At 68.2% G+C, this 19,759-nt stretch carries 11 protein-coding genes; all 11 read left to right on the forward strand.

What is annotated here, in order from left to right; translation table 11 throughout:
- The first annotated feature begins 43 nt into the window (after positions 1 to 43).
- The 11 genes from EV380_RS02145 to EV380_RS02205 all read left to right on the forward strand — a co-directional run bounded on the left by EV380_RS02145 (position 44) and on the right by EV380_RS02205 (position 19,703).
- Positions 44 to 1,618 carry a sugar ABC transporter ATP-binding protein gene (locus tag EV380_RS02145; RefSeq protein ID WP_130449015.1) on the forward strand — a complete coding sequence of 525 codons (1,575 nt, stop codon included), beginning with the start codon at positions 44 to 46 and terminating at the stop codon, positions 1,616 to 1,618.
- Positions 1,615 to 2,640 carry an ABC transporter permease gene (locus tag EV380_RS02150; RefSeq protein WP_130449017.1) on the forward strand — a complete coding sequence of 342 codons (1,026 nt, stop codon included), beginning with the start codon at positions 1,615 to 1,617 and terminating at the stop codon, positions 2,638 to 2,640. The genes EV380_RS02145 and EV380_RS02150 overlap by 4 nt, the downstream gene beginning before the upstream one ends.
- Positions 2,637 to 3,632 (forward strand): galactofuranose ABC transporter, permease protein YjfF, encoded by a 996-nt coding sequence (yjfF, locus tag EV380_RS02155; protein ID WP_130449019.1) that lies wholly within the window; start codon positions 2,637 to 2,639, stop codon positions 3,630 to 3,632. The genes EV380_RS02150 and yjfF overlap by 4 nt, the downstream gene beginning before the upstream one ends.
- 167 nt (positions 3,633 to 3,799) lie before the next feature.
- Positions 3,800 to 8,710, forward strand: a complete 4,911-nt coding sequence (locus EV380_RS16530) for an alpha-L-arabinofuranosidase C-terminal domain-containing protein (protein ID WP_165391872.1) — start codon at positions 3,800 to 3,802, stop codon at positions 8,708 to 8,710.
- Between the two features lie 85 nt (positions 8,711 to 8,795).
- On the forward strand, positions 8,796 to 11,003 hold the full coding sequence (locus EV380_RS16810) for a LamG-like jellyroll fold domain-containing protein (protein ID WP_130449021.1): 2,208 nt from the start codon (positions 8,796 to 8,798) through the stop codon (positions 11,001 to 11,003).
- A gap of 242 nt (positions 11,004 to 11,245) precedes the next feature.
- The gene (gene chvE / locus EV380_RS02180) at positions 11,246 to 12,418 is read left to right on the forward strand and encodes a multiple monosaccharide ABC transporter substrate-binding protein (protein WP_130449023.1); all 1,173 of its coding nucleotides are present in this window, start codon (positions 11,246 to 11,248) and stop codon (positions 12,416 to 12,418) included.
- A 110-nt stretch (positions 12,419 to 12,528) separates the two neighbouring features.
- On the forward strand, positions 12,529 to 14,064 hold the full coding sequence (gene mmsA / locus EV380_RS02185; protein WP_130449025.1) for a multiple monosaccharide ABC transporter ATP-binding protein: 1,536 nt from the start codon (positions 12,529 to 12,531) through the stop codon (positions 14,062 to 14,064).
- A complete protein-coding gene (mmsB, locus tag EV380_RS02190; protein WP_130449027.1) occupies positions 14,064 to 15,245 on the forward strand; it encodes a multiple monosaccharide ABC transporter permease in 1,182 nt (393 codons plus the stop codon). Before mmsA ends, mmsB begins: the two co-directional genes overlap by 1 nt.
- A gap of 183 nt (positions 15,246 to 15,428) precedes the next feature.
- Positions 15,429 to 17,534 carry an acyltransferase family protein gene (locus EV380_RS02195; RefSeq protein WP_130452056.1) on the forward strand — a complete coding sequence of 702 codons (2,106 nt, stop codon included), beginning with the start codon at positions 15,429 to 15,431 and terminating at the stop codon, positions 17,532 to 17,534.
- 90 nt (positions 17,535 to 17,624) lie between these two features.
- Positions 17,625 to 19,130, forward strand: a complete 1,506-nt coding sequence (gene guaB / locus EV380_RS02200; protein ID WP_102160997.1) for an IMP dehydrogenase — start codon at positions 17,625 to 17,627, stop codon at positions 19,128 to 19,130.
- A gap of 81 nt (positions 19,131 to 19,211) precedes the next feature.
- Positions 19,212 to 19,703 carry a GNAT family N-acetyltransferase gene (locus EV380_RS02205; protein WP_242607470.1) on the forward strand — a complete coding sequence of 164 codons (492 nt, stop codon included), beginning with the start codon at positions 19,212 to 19,214 and terminating at the stop codon, positions 19,701 to 19,703.
- Positions 19,704 to 19,759: the final 56 nt, after the last annotated feature.

Below are 19,759 nucleotides of genomic sequence, written 5' to 3' on the forward strand. Positions count from 1 at the left end.
CACCCGCCCGCCGCACCGGCGGGGGACACGAGAAGGCACCGACATGATTGCAGCAACACCCGCGGCGAGCGCGCCCGCGGCCAGCGAACGCACCACCGCCGATCCGGTCGTCGAGATGAGAGGCATCACCGTCGAGTTCCCGGGCGTCAAAGCCCTCGACGGCGTCGACTTCCGCCTCTTCCCGGGCGAGGTCCACGCCCTGATGGGGGAGAACGGAGCCGGCAAGTCCACGCTCATCAAGGCCCTCACCGGCGTCAACCCGATCACGGCGGGAGGCATCGCCGTCGCCGGCGTCGAGACCCGCTTCGCCGGTCCCGCCGACGCCCGCGAGCGGGGCATCTCGACCGTCTACCAGGAGGTCAACCTCTGCGGGAACCTGACGGTCGCCGAGAACATCATGCTCGGCTCCGAGCCCCGCCGGTTCGGCGGTCTCGACTGGCAGGCGATGCGCCGCGAGGCGGCCCGCCACCTGACGCGGATGGGTCTGGACATCGACCCGGCCAGCTCCCTGGACTCCCACTCGCTCGCCATCCAGCAGCTCGTGGCCATCAGCCGTGCCATGGTCGTGGACGCGAAGGTGCTCATCCTCGACGAGCCGACGTCGAGTCTCGACACGGACGAGGTCGCCCAGCTTTTCCGCGTCATGCGCCGGCTGCGCGAGGACGGCGTCGCGATCCTGTTCGTCTCCCACTTCCTGGACCAGATCTACGCGATCTCGGATCGCATCACGATCCTGCGCAATGGGCGCCTCGTCGGCGAGCGGTTCACGTCCGAACTGCCCCAGCGCGAGCTCGTCTCCCTCATGATCGCCGGCGAGGCCGATGCGGAGGTCGGGCAGGCCCGCGCCCGCCCCGAACGCGCCGGGTCCGCCCCGCGCGGCGAACCGCTGCTGCAGGCCGTCGGCCTGGGGCGCAAGGGCTCGGTGCAGCCGTTCGACCTCGAGCTCTACCCAGGTGAGGTCGTCGGCCTCGCGGGCCTGCTCGGCTCGGGCCGCACGGAGCTGGCGCGCCTGCTCTACGGAGCGGACCGATCCGACGCCGGATCCCTGACGTACGACGGCGGCGCCACCCGGCTGCGCACGCCCCGGGCCGCACTCGCCCGCAAGATCGCCTACACCTCCGAGGACCGCAAGGGGGAGGGCGTCGTCGGCGACCTGACCGTGCGCGAGAACATCATCCTCGGTCTGCAGGCGGCGCGCGGCTGGATGCGCCCGCTGCCGCGGGCGAACGTGGACAAGATCGTCGGCGAGTACATCAAGGCGCTCGGCGTACGTCCGGCGAACCCGCAGGCGCTGCTGAAGAATCTTTCCGGCGGCAACCAGCAGAAAGTCCTGCTCGCCCGCTGGCTCGCGACCGCGCCCCGGCTGCTGCTCCTCGACGAGCCCACCCGCGGCATCGACATCGGCGCGAAGACGGAGATCATGAACCTCGTCTCCGAGCTGGCCGAGCAGGGCATGTCCGTGGTGTTCATCTCCGCGGAACTGGAAGAGGTGCTGCGGCTCAGCGACCGCATCGCCGTCATGCGCGACCGGACCAAGGTCGCTGAGATCGCCGGGGGCGCCGACGTCGGCGTGCCGGACCTGATCGATCTCATCGCCAGCGGGGGAGAAGACGAATGAAGACCATCCTGAAGAGCCGGCTGCTCTGGCCGCTCGTGGCCCTCGCCGCGCTCCTGCTCGCGTGCACGATCCGCCGGCCGGACATCTTGGCCGTCACGGTGCTGGATGGACACCTGTTCGGGGCGCCGATCGACATCCTGCGCAACAGCGCCCCGCTGCTGCTCGTGGCGCTCGGTATGACCCTCGTCATCGCGACCCGCGGCATCGACCTCTCGGTCGGCGCGACCGTCGCCATCGCCGGCGCGGTGTCGATGACGTTCATCGCCAGTTCCCCCGACCCGGGCTCCCTCGGCACAACCGTCGGTGCGATCGTTGTCGGACTCGGGCTGTGCCTCGTGCTCGGAGTGTGGAACGGGTTCCTGGTCTCCGCGCTCGGGATCCAGCCGATCATTGCGACTTTGATCCTGATGACGGCCGGCCGCGGCGTCGCCATGCTCATCACCGGCGGTCAGATCACCACCGTCAACAGCGACTCGTTCCGGATGCTGGCTTCCGGCCATTGGCTCGGCCTGCCCATCGCGGCGCTCATCGCCTACGGCACGTTCGCGGTTGTCGCGCTGCTCGTGCGCCGCACGGCACTAGGCATGCTGCTCGAATCCGTCGGCATCAACCCGAAGGCCAGCCGGCTGGCAGGCGTCAAGGCGAAGACGCTCACCTGGACCGTCTACGCGCTTTCCGGACTTTTCGCCGGACTCGCGGGCCTGATCTTTGCCTCCAACACGATGGCGGCCGACGCCAACAACGCTGGACTCTTCATCGAACTCGACGCGATCCTCGCCGTCGTCATCGGCGGCACGGCCCTCTCCGGCGGCAAGTTCAACCTCAGCGGCACGCTCGTCGGGGTCCTCGTCATCACCACGCTCACCCTCACCGTGACCGTTCTCGGCGTCTCGCCCCTGGTCACCCCGCTGTTCAAAGCTATCGTCGTGATCGCCGTGACGCTGCTGCAATCCCCGACGCTCCGCGCCCGCCTCTCCGGGCTGCGTGTGCGCCGCAACCGTGCCCAGGAGGTCAGCGCATGAGCGCCGTCGTACGAGCCGAACGCACCCCCGCCGCCCGCCGGCTGAGTCCAGACCGCCGCTACCTGCCGGTCATCGGCACCCTGGTGGTTTTCGGCCTCATGCTTGCCATTGGCGGGGTGCGCTATGACAACTTCCTCTCGCCCGGGGTGATGTCGAACCTCTTCATCAACAACGCCCACCTCATCGTCCTCGCGGTCGGCATGACGTTTGTGATCCTCACCGGCGGCATCGACCTCTCCGTCGGCGCCGTCCTGGCCCTGTCCTCGGTCGTCACGGCCACGCTGCTGCAGGCCGGGTGGAGCCTCGGGACGGTGGTCCCGATCGCGATCCTCGCCGGGTCCGTGATGGGCCTGGGCATGGGGATCATGATCCAGTACTTCGACGTGCAGCCGTTCGTCGCGACGCTCGCCGGGATGTTCCTGGCCCGCGGGCTGTGCTTCCTCTTCGCCCCCGAATCGGTCCCGATCCGCGATGAGTCCTTCGTCTCCCTCTCGTCGTGGAGCCTCTCGCTCGGCGGCTGGCGCGTGACCGGCGCGGTCGTCATCGCCCTCGCCGCCGTCGCCGCCGCGTGGTGGATCCTGCACCGGACCCGCTTCGGCCGCACCGTGTACGCGGTCGGCGGCGGCGAACAGTCCGCGCTGCTCATGGGCCTGCGCGTCGAGCGCACCAAGGTGCTCGTCTACGTCATCTCGGGCACGTGCGCCGGTCTCGCCGGCGTGCTCTTCGCGATGTTCTCCCGCTCGGGCTACGCGCTCACGGGCGTCGCGATGGAACTCGACGCGATCGCCGCCGTCGTCATCGGCGGGACCCTGCTGATCGGCGGCACCGGGTTCGTGCTCGGCTCGATCATCGGCGTCATGGTTCTGGGCCTGATCCAGACCATCATCACGTTCGAGGGGACCCTGAGCTCCTGGTGGACCAAGATCGTCATCGGCGCGCTGCTGCTGGTGTTCGTCGTTCTCCAACGCATTCTCACCCTGCGGCGCACCTGACGCGCCCCAGCTAGGTCCAGGGTACGACGACGGCGGCGACCCTTCCTTCGTCGTACCCGGAAATCGCCCCGCGCTGGTTCCGGGGTACCCAGGCGGCTCATCCGCGGCCGCGCTCGCACCATCAGCAAGTCTGGACACTGATGTACCACGACGGAGGAATTCTCTCGATGTATCGAAGAAAACACTGGGCCGCTCCACTGGCCCTGACTCTCGCCCTCGCGCTGCCGGCCACGGCTTTCGCCGCGCCGCCTCCCGCCCCCGCCCCCGCCGCGCCCGCGCCGAGCGCCGTCGACGTGAACGACGCCGACTACGACGCGTACGTCTTCCCCTACTTCACAGGTGAAGGCAACGACGACGGCGAAAAGATCCACCTCGCCGTGAGTGACGGCGACGACCCCATGGCCTGGCACGATCTCAATGGCGGCGAGCCGGTGCTGGAGTCGACGCTGGGCACGCAGGGACTGCGTGACCCGTTTTTGATCCGCTCCGCCGACGGAGCGAAGTACTTCCTCATCGCTACCGACCTGAAGATGTACGGCGGCGGAAGCTTCGGCGACGCACAGGAGACCGGAAGCCGCTCCCTCATGGTGTGGGAGTCGACGAACCTGATCGACTGGTCCGAGCAGCGGGAAGTGACCGTTGCGCCGGAGCACGCCGGCAACGTCTGGGCACCGGAAGCGCATTGGGACGAGGCCAATGGCGAGTACATCGTCTACTGGGCTTCGGCCCTGTATCCGGATGATGTGGCCCCCGGCGACCGAGACATCAACACCAGCTACCAGCGGATGATGTACTCAACCACGACCGACTTCGTCGAGTTCTCCGAGCCGCGGGTCTGGATCGATGAGAAGCGCGGTGACGGCCGCGGCATGATCGACTCGACGATCGCCGAGGTCGGCGACACGTTCTACCGTCTGACCAAGGACGAGTCGGACATGACGGTCCGCCAGGAGTCCTCCGACGACCTTCGTTTGACGCAGGGCGTCGCCGAGGGCGACGGCTGGGACCTGATCGCCGAGCAGATCGGCGTCGGCCAGCCCAACCCGTGGGGCGGGACCTTCACGTCCGGTGAGGGCCCCACGATGTTCCCGTCGCTGACGGACGACGGCTGGTACCTCATGATCGACCAGCCGTCCTACCACGGCGGTCAGGGCTACATGCTCTTCGAGACGGAGGACCTGAACTCCGGTGACTGGACATCGGTGCCGGACGCGGATCTGCCGACCAGCCCACGCCACGGAACGGTGGTTCCGATCACGGGCGAGGAGCAGTCGGCACTGCTGGACGCTTTCCCGCCGGCCGAGGAACCGGGAGACGTGGTCCCCGGTCCCGACCCCGAGCTCGGCGAGGGCACCTGGCGTGACGACTTCGATGCCGCCGAGCTCGACTCCGCGTGGGAGATCGTCAACGAGGACGCTGAGGCCTGGAACCTCGGCGACTCCGCGCTGAACCTCACGTCGCAGACCGGCGACACGTGGCAGGACGACAACGCGGCCGAGAATCTGTTCATGGTCGACGTACCCGCCGGCGACTTCTCCGTGGCCACCAAAGTGACGGCCCCGGTCTCCAAGGACTTCCAAGGAGCAGGCATCATCGCCTGGAAGGACATCGACAACTACGTCCGCAGCGGTTTGAGCCACGTCTCCTTCGGCGACGGCGGTCCGGTCGTGATCGAGTCGGGGCTGGAAGAGAACGCCGCGTACAACTCGACGCTCACTCCGCGCCCGGGGTCGACCACCGAGTGGCTGCGGCTGGACCGCACCGGCGACGAGATCGTCGTGTCCTACGGCGATGAAAACGGTGATTGGGCCGAAGCCGAGCGCTTCACCACGTCGTGGGACGTCACGCAGGTGGGGATCTACGCCCTCGCCGCACAGGACGGCAGCAGTCACGAGGCTGCCTTCGACACCTTCTGGTTGGACACCTCAGCACCCGTCGATGTGGTGCCGGAGGGCGTCTTCACTCTGACCGGGGCCGCGGATGCGCGCTACCTGGCCGCCGACGGCGACGGATCGCTGTCCTTGACCGGCGAGCGCCCGTTGACGACGCTGAGGTTGGCAGCTGAGGAGACCGGCACCGGCGGGGTCGACGGCGAGCGGCCGGTGACGCTGACGGCGAAGGAGCAGCCGGTCTCCGTCCACGAGGACGGGCGGCTCTTCCTCGGCGAAGCCGGCAGCGACAACGACCAGTGGCGCCTCACCGATGCCGGTGCTGGACGCGTGCACTTGCGTCTGGCCGGTGCGGAAGACGACGCCGCCTACGCGACACGGTCCGACGACGGCGCTCTGGTGCTGGGAGCGGCAGCTTCCGCCGCCGCCTTCTCGATCGGCTCCGGCGCCGCCGGAGCGCACACCGTGTCGATCGACGGCGACGGTACCGCGCACGAAATTAGCGACACCATGTACGGCGCGTTCTACGAGGACATCAACTACGCCGCTGACGGCGGCATCTACGCGGAACTGGTCCGGAACCGTTCCTTCGAATTCGCGCCGTCGGACAACGCCTCGTTCAACGGGCTGACCGGCTGGGAGGTCGTCGGCGACGGCGACGTCTCGGTCGCGTCGGAACGCGACGAATGGCTCAACGATTCGAACCGCGCCTACGTCGAGATCGCTGCGGACAGCGCTGGCGATGGCGTCAGGAACACGTCGTACAACGAGGGTGTCGCGCTGATCGCAGGCGAGAGCTACGACTTCAGCGTCTGGGCGCGCTCCGCTGTCGCCCAGGATCTGACGGTTTCGCTCGAGGACCCGGCCGGAGAACAGATCCACGCCACGGCCACCGTGGCCGTCGACGGCTCTGATGAGTGGAAGCAGTACACGGCCACGCTGACCTCGGAGAACACCACCGACGCCGGACGCTTGTCCGTGACATCGGGCGCGGCCGGCACGCTGCGACTGGACATGGTCTCCCTCTTCCCGCAGGACACGTGGGAGGGCCCAGTCAACGGGCCGTCCGTGCTGCGCAAGGATCTGGCGCAGATGGTCGCTGATCTCGACCCGAGTTTCCTGCGGTTCCCCGGCGGATGTGTCACCAACGTCGGTACCTTCGACACCTACCTGGAGTCCGACGGCCAAGACCGCCAGCGCACCTACCAGTGGAAGGAAACCATCGGTCCAGTGGAGGAACGTCCCACCAACTGGAACTTCTGGGGCTACAACCAGACCTACGGTCTCGGCTACCTGGAATACATGAAGTGGGCCGAGGATCTCGGCGCGACCCCGCTGCCCGTGGTGTCGGTCGGCGCCAACGGCTGCGGGTCGACCATCCCGGAGATGACCGACGACGTGCGGATCGACCGCTGGGTGCAGGACACCCTGGACCTGATCGAATTCGCCAACGGCGACGTCGACACCGAGTGGGGCGGCGCCCGCGCCGACCTGGGGCACCCGGAGCCGTTCAACCTCGAGTACATCGGCCTCGGCAACGAGGAGAACACCAAGACGTTCGAGGCGAACTTCCCCCGCTTCCGGGACGCCATCGAGGCGAAGTACCCGGAGATCACCATCATCTCCAACACCGGCCCGGACGACTCCGGAACTCGGTTCGACGAGCTGTGGGACTTCAACGTCGCTGAAGGCGTCGAGATGGTCGACGAGCACTACTACAACGATCCGGCCTGGTTCCTGGCCAACGACGACCGCTACGATTCCTACGATCGCGAAGGACCGCACGTCTTCCTCGGCGAGTACGCCTCACGGGGGAACACGTTCGCCAACGCGCTCGCCGAAGCCGCCTACATGACGGGCCTGGAGCGGAACTCTGACGTCGTCGAAATGGCGTCCTACGCACCGATGTTCGCCAACGAGGACCACGTCCAGTGGGCCCCGGACATGATGTGGTTCGACAACGACGAGTCCTGGGGATCGGTCAACTACTACAACCAGAAATTGTGGATGACCAACGTCGGGGACGAGGTCGTGCCGTCCACGCATGAGGCCGCACCCGTCGAGCAGGAGGATCTCTCCGGTGGAGTCTTCCTCTCCAGCTGGCTGACTCAGGCCGCCTACGACGACGTGACCGTCACGGACAACGGAACCGGAGACGTCTTGTTCTCCGATTCGTTCGAGGACGCGTCGCAGTGGGAGGCAGTGGCCGGTCAGTGGAGCGTCGCCGACGGAGAGTACGTGCAGTCCGATGCCACGGTCGAGGACGCACGCACCATCATCACGGACGCCTACAACCGTGACTGGGAGGACTACACGCTCGAGTTGACCGCCCGCAAGGACGGTGGCGACGAAGGCTTCCTCGTGGGCTTCGCCGCCGGTGCGAGCGACGACTTCTACTGGTGGAACCTCGGTGGCTGGGGCAACACCCGCTCCGTCCTGGAGCGCGCCGATGGCGCACGCCAGGGAGAGGTAGCTGCCAAGGAGGGCGTCACGCTGGAATCCGGCCGCGACTACCAGGTGAAGATTGTGGTGGAGGGGGACACCATCGAGCTGTATCTCGACGGCGAACTGCACCTCTCCTACTCGGAGCCGACCCCCAAGTCCCTGTACCAGGTCGTCACGCGGGACACGGAGACGCAGGAACTCATCGTGAAGGTCGTCAACCCGACCGGCACGGCGGCGGAGACGACGTTCGACATCTCCGATGTCGAGCTCGGTGGTACCGCGGCCGTCACCGAACTGGTGGGTGATCCCGCAGCGGCGAACACCAAGGGGGAGAAGACCGCGGTTGCTCCACGCGAGTTCGAGCTCGCTGGCGTCGCCGACGGTTTCACCTACGAAGTCCCCGCCCATTCGGTGACGTTCCTCCGGATCGGGACCCAGGAGAACGAGCCGGTGGAGGAGCGGCTCGCGACCGAGACCACGGCCAAAGACGCCAAGGCCAAGGTCGGCAAGGACGCGAAGTTCACGGTTCGCGTCGCCGCCCCCGAAGGCGAGGACCAGCTGGATGGCGACGTTCTTGTCCGGGTCGACGGCGTCGAGACGACGTCCAACCTCAAGAACGGCAAGGCCAAGGTGGGGGTTCCCACCGACGGGCTCGCACCAGGGGAGCACGACGTCGAAGTCGGCTATGCCGGCAACGACCAGTTCGCCCCCAGCAGCACGACCGTCACGCTGACGGTTCGCTGATCCACGAAGCGGCGAGGGCCCCGGCGCACCGTGTGTCGGGGCCCTCGCTTTTCATCACATCAAGACAGCAGACGAAGGAGTCAATGTGAAGCACACCCGACGCCAGCGGACGGCGGCCCTCGCCGCGGGGCTGGCCCTACTACTGCCCACGGCTGCAGGCGGTCCCGCGACCGCCGCCGAGCGCGGCGCGCCCCCGGCACCCGAGCCGGCCGCCGCCACCACTACCGCCGATGAGGAGTACGCCGGCTACCTCTTCTCCTATTTCGTGGGGGAGGGCACGGCCGACGGCGAACAGGTCTACTTCGGGCTCAGTGCCGGCGACGACCCGCTGAACTACCGGGACCTCAACGATGGCGAGCCTGTCCTGACCTCCACGATGGGGGACGAAGGGGTCCGGGACCCGTTCATCATCCGCGCGCCCGAGGGCGACAAGTTCTACCAGATCGCAACCGACCTGAAGGTGCACGGCTCGTGGGACTGGGACGGCTTCCAGCGCCACGGGTCGCGCTCGATCATGGTCTGGGAGTCGACTGACCTGGTGAACTGGACGGACCAGCGCCTCGTCGAGGTCGCCCCGGAGTCCGCCGGCAACGTGTGGGCTCCCGAGGCGTTCTACGACGAGGAGCTCGGCGAGTACGTCGTCTTCTGGGCCTCCAAGCTCTATGACGAGGACGACCCGGAGCACGCCGGCGCCCAGCACAACCGGATGATGTACGCGACCACGAGTGACTTCGTCGAGTTCTCCGAGCCGCAGGTCTGGATCGACCCCGGCTACTCGGTCATCGACTCGACGGTCATCCGCGAAGGCGACAAGTACTACCGGTTCACCAAGGACGAGCGGAACAACACGTCCACGACGCCGTGCTCCAAGTTCATCACCGCCGAGGTCTCGACGCAGCTGCGCTCGACGGACTACGACTTCATCGCCGACTGCATCGGTAAGGCCGCCGACGGCAAGGAGGGCATCGCCCAGGGCGAGGGGCCGCTCGTCTTCAAGGACAACCACGACGAGCGCTGGTACATGTTCATCGACGAGTTCGGCGGCCGCGGCTACGTCCCGTTCGTGAGCGACGACCTTGACTCCGGGGAGTGGACGGTCGCCGAGGACTACACGATGCCCTCGCACCCGAGGCACGGCACCGTGCTGCCCGTGACCCGCGCGGAGTACGAGCGCCTGCTCGCCGCCTACCAGCCCGACGCGCTCGCCACTGAGCTCGAACCGGTCGCTGTCACCACGCGGAAGAAGCACGCGCCGCTGCTGCCGCAGACGGTCGAAGCGACGTTCGCCGACGGCAGCACGGGCACCGCGCCCGTCGAATGGGATGAGATCGACGAGGCGGACTACGCCCGCAGCGGCGAGTTCGAGGTGCGCGGGGTCGTCGCCGACGCATCGGAGCCGGCTCTCGCGCGCGTCACCGTCCAGAACCGGCCCATCGCCGCGACCGGCATCGAGATCCAGGACGACGACGGCGCGCTCGCGCTCTGGCGCGAATCCTCCGCGGAACTGAGCGCCGCCGTCGAACCGGCCAACGCCTCCGGCCGGCTCGTCTGGACCTCGTCCGATGAGACGGTCGCGACGGTGGAGGACGGTCTCGTCTCCGCCGTCGAACCCGGGACGACGACGATCACCGCCAGGATCGGCCGGCACCATTCGCGCGTCGAGGTCACGGTCACCGAGCAGCCGCCGGGGCTGCGCGCGCACTACCCGCTCACGGGCGACGGGCGCTCAGCGGTGGACGGGGTCGACGACGCCGTCCTCGCCGGGGGAGCGGTCGCCCGTGCTGACGGGGTGGAGCTCGACGGGGTCGACGATCACGTCGCCCTGCCGGCGGACCTGATGGCAGGGCTCGAGGACATCACGGTCTCGCTCGAGGTCAAGATCGACCCGGGCCAGCAGGGTGCGTACTTCATCTACGGGCTCGGCAACTCGCGCGACGGCGCCGGCGACGGCTACCTCTTCACGACGGGCAACGCCTACAGGACATCGATCTCGACGGGCAACTGGTCCGGTGAGCGCACCGTCTCAGCGGGAGCGGACCTCGAGCGCGGCAGCTGGAAGACACTGACCTACACACTCGCGGACGAGACCGCGGTGCTCTATCTGGACGGCGTGGAGGTCGGGCGCGCCGACGGCGTCGACGTCGATCCGGGCGCGATCGGCGACGGGAAGACGAGCGCGAACTACATCGGACGCTCCCTCTACGATGCCGATCGCCACCTGTGGGGCGAGGTGCGGGACTTCCGGATCTACGACCGCGCGCTGGGTGCCGAGGAGGTCGCCGGGCTCCAGTGAGACGCGCCCCGCGCGCGCAGCGGGGCGTGTCGGCGGGAGGTCGCGGGAGCGGCCGGCGCGAGTCGACCGCCCCGCGACCGCGCATCCGCAGCGGTCAGACGGTATTGCATCGTTGGAAGAAATCAGGCCGCCGCGGACGGCGCGAAAACGGGCCTCCCAGGATGTGGCGAAGCTCATCTGTGAGCGCTAACATCTAGTGGGTTGGATCACTCCGACCGAACTTTCGCCCCGGGAGGCAAGACATGAAGAACCAGAACACACTTTTCCCGCGCGTCGCGGCCGCAATCGGCAGCGTCACGCTCATCGGCGCGCTCGCCGCGTGCGGCGGAGGCGGGGCCGGCTCCGCCGCCCCCGGCGAGGAGGGCGGCTCGCAGGCGGCCGAGGACGTGACGATCGGCGTCGCGATGCCGACGCAGACGTCGGAACGCTGGATCGCCGACGGCGAGGCCGTCGAGTCGCAGCTCGAGGAGGCCGGCTTCACGGTCGACCTGCAGTTCGCCAACGACGACATTCCGACCCAACAGCAGCAGATCGACCAGATGATCACCAAGGGCGCCGACATCCTCATCGTCGCCTCGATCGACGGCACCGCGCTGGGCAACCAGCTGCAGGCCGCCGCCGACCAGGACATCCCGATCATCGCCTACGACCGCCTGATCAACGACACCGAGAACGTCGACTTCTACGTCACGTTCGACAACTACAACGTCGGCGTCCAGCAGGCGACGTCGCTGCTGCAGGGCCTCGGCGTCCTCGATGCCGAGGGCGAGGAGACCGGCGAGGAGGGACCGTTCGCCGTCGAACTGTTCGCCGGCTCGCTGGACGACAACAACGCCCACTTCTTCTGGGGCGGCGCCATGGACACTCTCGAGCCATACCTCGATTCGGGTGTGCTCGAGGTCGCGTCCGGCCAGACGGACATCGAGCAGGCCGCGACCCTGCGCTGGTCGCAGGAGACCGCGCAGAAGCGTATGGAGGACCTCCTGACCGCGCACTACGGTGGCGGCAAGGAGCAGCTCGACGGCGTCCTCTCGCCGTACGACGGCATCTCCCGCGGCATCATCACCGCGCTGCAGAACGCTGGCTACGGCAAGGACATCGAGTCCGGCCTGCCCGTGACGAGCGGCCAGGACGCGGAGATCGCCTCCGTCAAGCTCATCGACACCGGCGTGCAGTACGCGACGATCTTCAAGGACACCCGCAAGCTCGCGACGCAGGCCGTCGAGGCCGCCACGGCGTACGCCGAGGGCGGGGAGCCGGAGCCGAACGACACGGAGTCGTACGACAACGGCGTCAAGGTGGTCCCGTCCTTCCTGCTCGAGTCCGACATCGTCGTGGCCGACAACATCGAGTCGCTGCTCGTCGAATCGGGCTACTGGACGGCCGAAGAGGTCGAGGCCGGCAAGTCCGAGTAGGAGCGGCTCCGCCGATCACGTCGGCACCCGCCGCCGGGGCCGGGCCCAACCGCCCGGCCCCGGCGGCGCGCGCCCGCACCAATCCACCAGGCACGACACAAGGACGGCCCATGGACAGCACGATCCTGCAGATGCAGGACATCACCAAAACCTTCCCCGGCGTCAAGGCGCTCTCCAACGTCAACCTCTCGGTCGCCCGAGGCGAGATCCACGCGATCTGCGGCGAGAATGGCGCCGGGAAATCCACCCTCATGAAGGTCCTCTCGGGTGTGTACCCGCACGGGACCTACGAGGGCAAGATCGTCTTCGAGAGCGAGGAGGCGAAGTTCTCCGGCATCAAGGACTCCGAGAGCCGCGGCATCGTCATCATCCACCAGGAGCTGGCGCTCGTGCCGCACCTCTCGGTCGCGGAGAACATCTTCCTCGGGAACGAGCGTGAGCGCGCCGGGTTCATCGAGTGGAACGAGACGAACGCCGAGGCGGCCAAACTGATGGCGCGCGTCGGGCTCGACGAGCAGCCCGTCACCCCCGTCGGCCAGCTCGGCGTCGGCAAACAGCAGCTCATCGAGATCGCCAAGGCCCTCAGCAAGGACGTCAAGCTCCTCATCCTCGACGAGCCGACCGCCGCGCTGAACGACGACGACTCGGCGCACCTGCTCGACCTCCTGCGCGAGCTGCGCGAGGAGGGGATGACCTGCATCATCATCTCCCACAAGCTCGGCGAGATCGAGGACATCGCGGACACCACGACGATCATCCGCGACGGCCAGACCGTCGAGACGCTCGACATGTCGGACCCGGCCTCCGATCAGAACCGCATCATCCGCGGCATGGTCGGCCGCGACCTCTCGCACCGGTACCCGGAGCACGAGTCCACGGTCGGCGACGTCGTCTTCGAGGTGAAGAACTGGACGGTGCGCCACCCGACGCAGGCCGACCGGATCGTGGTCGACAACGCCAACCTCGACGTCCGCGCCGGGGAGATCGTCGGCATCGCGGGCCTCATGGGCGCGGGGCGCACCGAGCTCGCGATGAGCGTCTTCGGCCACTCCTACGGCCGGGGCATCAGCGGCGAGGTTTTCATGGACGGCAAGAAGGTCGACACCTCCAACGTCGGCAAGGCCATCAAGGCCGGCATCGCCTACGTCTCCGAGGACCGCAAGGTCTACGGGCTGAACCTCATCGAGGACATCCGTATCAACACGACCGCGGCCGGCCTCGAGAAGATCGCCGCCAACGGCTTCGTCAACGGCAACGAGGAGATCCGCATCGCGGAGGGCTACCGGAAGTCGATGAACATCAAGTCGCCGACGGTCATGGCCGTCACCGGCAACCTCTCGGGCGGCAACCAGCAGAAGGTCGTGCTCGGCAAATGGCTGCATACCGCGCCCGAGCTGCTGATCCTCGACGAGCCGACCCGCGGGATCGACGTCGGCGCGAAGTTCGAGATCTATCAGATCATCAACCAGCTCGCGGACGCCGGCAAGGCCGTGCTGGTGATCTCCTCCGAGCTGCCCGAGCTCCTGGGGATCTGCGACCGCATCTATACACTCGCCTACGGCCGCATGACCGGCCAGCTCCCCGTCTCCGAGGCGACTCAGGAGAAGCTGATGGAGCTCATGACCATTGAGAAGGAGGCCGTCTGATGAGCGTCGCATCCGAGCTCAAAGACCTCTTCACGAAGAACCTGCGCACGAGCGGCATCTACATCGCGTTCGTGCTGATCATCGCGCTGTTCACAGTGATGACCGACGGGCTGCTGCTGAGCCCGATCAACGTCACCAACATCGTCCTGCAGTACTCGTACGTCCTGATTCTGGCCCTCGGCATGATCATGGTGATCGTCGCCGGGCACATCGACCTCTCGGTCGGCTCGCTCGTCGCCTTCACGGGCGCGGTCTCGGCCGTCCTGGTCATCGGCAACGGGCTTCCCTGGTGGGTCGGCCTCCTCGCCGCGGTCGGCGTCGGCATCCTCTCCGGCGTCTGGCACGGCTTCTGGGTCGCGATCGTGGGCATCCCAGCCTTCATCGTCACCCTGGCCGGCATGCTGCTCTTCCGCGGCCTGACGTATCTGACCCTCTCCAACGTCTCGCTCTCGCCCTTCCCAAGCGAGTACCAGCAGGTCGCCGGCGGGTTCCTCAACGGCCTCCTCGGCGGCTACGGCTACGACCTCTTCACGGTGCTCATCGGCGTGTTCGCCGTCGTCGGCTTCGCGTGGACGCAGCTGCGCTCGCGCCGCGCGCGGCAGAAGTACGACCAGAAGGTCGAGGCCATGCCGATGTTCCTGGCGAAGATCCTCGTCGTCGGCGTCGTCGTGATGTGGTTCTTCTGGCAGCTCGCCACGAGCCGCGGCATGCCGATCGTCCTGATCATTCTCGGCGGCCTCATCATCACGTACCACGTGGTCACCACCCGCACGGTCTTCGGCCGCCACATCTACGCGATCGGCGGCAACCTCTCGGCCGCGCGGCTCTCCGGGGTGAACGTCAAGAAGGTCAACTTCTGGATCTTCATCAACATGGGCCTGCTTGCGGGCATCGCCGGCGCCGTGTTCTCGTCGCGCTCCAACGGCGCGCAGCCGGGCGCAGGCAACATGTTCGAGCTCGACGCCATCGCGGCCTGCTTCATCGGCGGCGCGTCCACGACCGGCGGCGTCGGTCGCGTGACGGGGGCGATCGTCGGCGGCCTCGTCATGGCGGTCATGTCCAACGGCATGCAGCTCATGGGCGTCGACCAGTCGACCCAGCAGATCGTCAAGGGCCTGGTCCTGCTCCTCGCCGTGGCGTTCGACATCTACAACAAGCGCCGGGCCGGGGCTTCGCGGTAGCCCCACGCGAACCGGCACGACGACGGCGGCGCGCCACCCACGCGGGGGCGCGCCGCCGTCGCGCTCGGAAGGGACACTGTGTCACGGGGCGCGGACGCGGACCACTGCTAAACTGGAAGATCGAGCGGCGTCGAATCCGATCTGCTCCCTTGCCCCATGCCCCCGAGCAGGAAGAGCGTGCATATGGTCGACGGCCTGACAGCGTCGCCGCGCACGACCGCAGCCGAGCGGTCGAAAAACGTGGCGAAACCGGAGTTCCGCCCCGAGATTCAGGGGTTGCGGGCCTTCGCCGTGCTCATGGTCGTCCTTTACCACGTCTGGCTCGGCCGGGTCTCCGGCGGCGTGGACGTCTTTCTGCTTGTCTCCGCGTTCCTGCTGACCGCGTCCTTCACCTACAAGGTGGAGGCCGGCAAGCCGCTCAAGCTCATCGGCTACTGGCTCAACCGCCTGCGCGGGCTGCTGCCGGCGGCGATCGTGGTCCTGCTCGCCGTCGTCGCCGCGACCGTCTCGCTCCTGCCGCGCACGCGCTGGGAGGAGGTCGCCACCCAGACCATCTCCTCGCTCTTCTACTACCAGAACTGGCAGCTGGCCTCCGACTCGGTGAACTACTACGCGGCCAGCCAGTCCGCCGCGAGTCCCCTGCAGCACTTCTGGTCCCTGTCGATCCAGGGCCAGGTGTTCGTGCTCTGGCCGATTGTCATCGCCGGTGCCGCGCTGCTCTGGCGCTCGCTCAAGCGCCGCCGCCCGGACCTCGGCTTCCGTCCCGTGCTCGCGGCGGTCTTCGGCGGCGTCTTCGTTCTCTCGCTCGCGTACTCCGTGTACGTCACCTCGACCTTCCAGACCTGGGCCTACTTCGACACCGGCGCCCGCCTGTGGGAGTTCGCGCTGGGCTCGCTGCTCGTCGTCGCTCTGCCGTACGCCGAGCGCCTGCCCGTCGGGGTGCGCGTCGCGATGGGCTGGACCGGCATGGCGGCCATGCTCTCGTGCGGCCTCCTGCTGACCGTGCAGGGTTCGTTCCCCGGCTTCGTCGCCCTCTGGCCGACGCTCGCCGCCGGCCTTATCATCGGGGCCGGGCAGACCGGCAGCCGCTTCGGCGTTGACCGCCTGCTCTCGATCAAGCCGCTCGCGCGCCTGGGCGGCATCTCCTACGCGCTCTACCTGTGGCACTGGCCGATCCTGGTCATCTACCTCATCAACAGCGGCAACAAAACCGCGAACTGGCTCGACGGCTCTGCCGTGATCGGCCTGTCGCTCGTCCTCGCCTGGGCGACCACCAAGGTCGTGGAGACGCCCCTGCACCAGTGGCGCTGGCCGACCGAGCGCCGCCGCCGCATGTCGCTCGTCGTCGCGGCGCTCATCGGCGTCGTGCTGATCCCGCTGGGCGGATGGCAGAACCGCGTCGACGCCTACGAGGCCGCCGCCGCGCAGCAGACCCCCTCCGACAACCCGGGCGCCGCGGCGCTCAACGCCGGCTACGAGCCCGAAATCGACCCGGCGGCGGCCGTGCTGCCGCTGTCGACCGCGCTCGATGACGAGTGGGCGAAGGCCGGCGGGGCGTGCATCGAGCAGTTCAAGCCCGAGGACGAGGGCATCGAGTACTGCCGTCAGTACGGGGATCCGGAGACGGCGGAGAAGTTCATCATCCTGCTGGGGGACTCCCACGCCCAGCATTGGACGACCGCCATGCAGCCGATCGCCGAGAAGAACAACTGGGCCTGGATCCTCATCCACGAGCCCGGCTGCCGCTACGGCACGGTCGGGCCGGACCGCAACGACTCCTGCAACGACTTCATCGAGGCCGCGCCCGACTACATTCTCGCTCACGCCCCGGACGCCGTCTTCACCGTCGCGTCGATCACCGGCAAGTATCCGGACGGCGACCTGACCCCCGCCGACCAGGAAATCGTCGCGCCGGGCTACGTCGAGGGCGTGCTGCCCTTCGCCGAAGCCGGCATCCAGGTCGTCGGCCTGCGGGACACCCCGCGCTTCACCTACTCCGTGCCGGAGTGCGTGGACATGCGCGGGACCGAGAACTGCTCGCTGCCGAAGGACTACGTGCTCGCGCCCGAGAATCCGCTCGACGAGCTCGCGCAGCAGGTTGACGAGGGCCAGTTGCCCCGCGAGCTGAGCTTCTTCGACCTCACCGACCGCTTCTGCCTCGACGACACGTGCCACGCGGTCATCGGCAACGTCATCACGATCCGCGACGAGGACCACGTCACGCGCACCTACGCGCACACGCTGGCGCCGGTGTTCGAGGAGCGGTTCCGGGCGGCGCTCCGCTGGTGAGGCCGCGTGTGCGGACGCGGAATGCGAGCAGGCCCGTTCGCGTTCTAGGATGTAACCACTCCTCCTCTGGTTCGCGAAAGGCCCCCATCCGTGTCTGAGTTCAACCCGTTCGCCCTCGAAGGGCTCACCTACGACGACGTCCTGCTCCTGCCGGGCCCGACGGACGTGATCCCGTCCGACGCGGATCCTTCCACGCGCCTGTCCAAGCGCATCCGGCTGAACATCCCGTTGATCTCCGCGGCGATGGACACCGTGACCGAGGCGCCGATGGCGATCGCCATCGCCCGCCAGGGCGGCATCGGCATCATCCACCGCAACCTCTCCATCGAGGATCAGACCAAACAGGTGGACAAGGTCAAGCGCTCCGAGTCCGGCATGATCTCCGACCCGGTCACCATCAGCCCCGGCGCGAGCCTCATGGACCTCGACGACCTCTGCGGGCACTACCGCGTCTCCGGCCTGCCGGTCGTCGACGAGAACAAGAAGCTGCTCGGCATCATCACCAACCGCGACACCCGCTTCGTGCCCCGCGCCGAGTTCGCGACCACCAAGGTGTACGAGAAGATGACGCCCATGCCGCTCATCACCGCGAAGGTGGGCGTCGAGCCGGCCGAGGTGCAGCGGCTGCTCGGGGAGAACCGCATCGAGAAGCTGCCGCTCGTCGACGACGAGGGCATCCTCCAGGGCCTCATCACGGTCAAGGACTTCGACAAGGCCGAGCAGTACCCGCAGGCCACCAAGGACGATGAGGGCCGCCTGCGCGTCGGCGCCGCCGTCGGTTTCTTCGGCGAGGGCTACGATCGCGCGATGTCCCTCGTCGAGGCCGGCGTGGACGTGCTCGTCGTCGACACCGCCAACGGTCACAGCCAGGGCGTGCTCGACATGATCGCCCGCCTGAAGAAGGAGCCGAAGGCCGCGCACGTCGATATCATCGGCGGCCAGGCCGCGACCCGCGAAGGCGCCCAGGCGCTCATCGATGCCGGCGCCGACGCCATCAAGGTCGGCGTGGGTCCGGGCTCGATCTGCACGACCCGCATCGTCGCCGGCGTCGGCGTCCCGCAGGTCACCGCGATCCACGAGTCGGCCAAGGCCGCGATCCCGGCCGGCGTGCCGCTCATCGCGGACGGCGGCCTGCAGCACTCCGGCGACATCGGCAAGGCGCTCGTCGCCGGCGCCGACTCCGTCATGCTCGGCTCGCTGCTCGCCGGCACCGCCGAGTCCCCGGGCAACCTCGTGTTCATGAACGGCAAGCAGTTCAAGGCCTACCGCGGCATGGGCTCGATGGGCGCCATGCAGACCCGCGGCAAGAACACGTCCTACTCGAAGGACCGCTACTTCCAGGCGGACGTGCCGAGCGACGAGAAGCTGATCCCCGAGGGCATCGAGGGGCAGGTGCCCTACCGCGGCCCGCTCTCCGCCGTCGCGCACCAGCTCGTCGGCGGCCTGCGCCAGACGATGTTCTACGTCGGCGGGCACACCGTCGAGGAGCTCAAGGCCAAGGGCAAGTTCGTGCGCATCACCTCCGCCGGTCTGAAGGAGTCGCACCCGCACGACATCATGATGACCGTCGAGGCCCCGAACTACCGCTCGCGCTAGACGTGTCGACGAAGCCCTCCGCCGCGGTGAACGTGCCGCGCCGGAGGGCTTCGTCGCGCCCGGGGGCCGTAGGCTGAGGCCATGCTTTCCGAAACGCTGACCCTGCCCGACGGCGGGATGCTCGCGCTGCGCCGGGCGAGGGCCGACGATGTGTCCGCGATCGTCGCCCTCCTCGCGGACGACCAGCTCGGCGCCGCGCGCGACGGCGTCGACGGGCCCGACGGCGCCGGGCCGTACCTGCGCGCCTTCGCCGAGATCGACGCCGACCCCTCCCACGCGCTCGTCGTCGTCGAGGACGCGGGCGCCGTCGTCGCGACCCTGCAGTTGAGCATCCTGCCGGGGCTGGCCCGGCGCGGTGCGAAGCGCGGCCAGGTCGAGGCCGTGCGCGTCGGGCGGACCCACCGCGGGCGCGGCCTCGGGACCGCGATGCTGCGCTGGGTCATCGCCGAGGCGGAACGCCGCGGCTGCGCGCTGCTGCAGCTCACGTCCGACAAGTCCCGGACGGACGCGCACCGCTTCTACACCGGGCTCGGCTTCGCGGCCTCGCACGACGGGTTCAAGCTCATCCTCTGACCCGCCCCCGGTACCTGCGGACGGCGCGGCCTGCGTACAATGCAGTGCGCCCGGCC

The organism is Zhihengliuella halotolerans (assembly GCF_004217565.1).
GTDB classification, from domain to species: domain Bacteria; phylum Actinomycetota; class Actinomycetes; order Actinomycetales; family Micrococcaceae; genus Zhihengliuella; species Zhihengliuella halotolerans.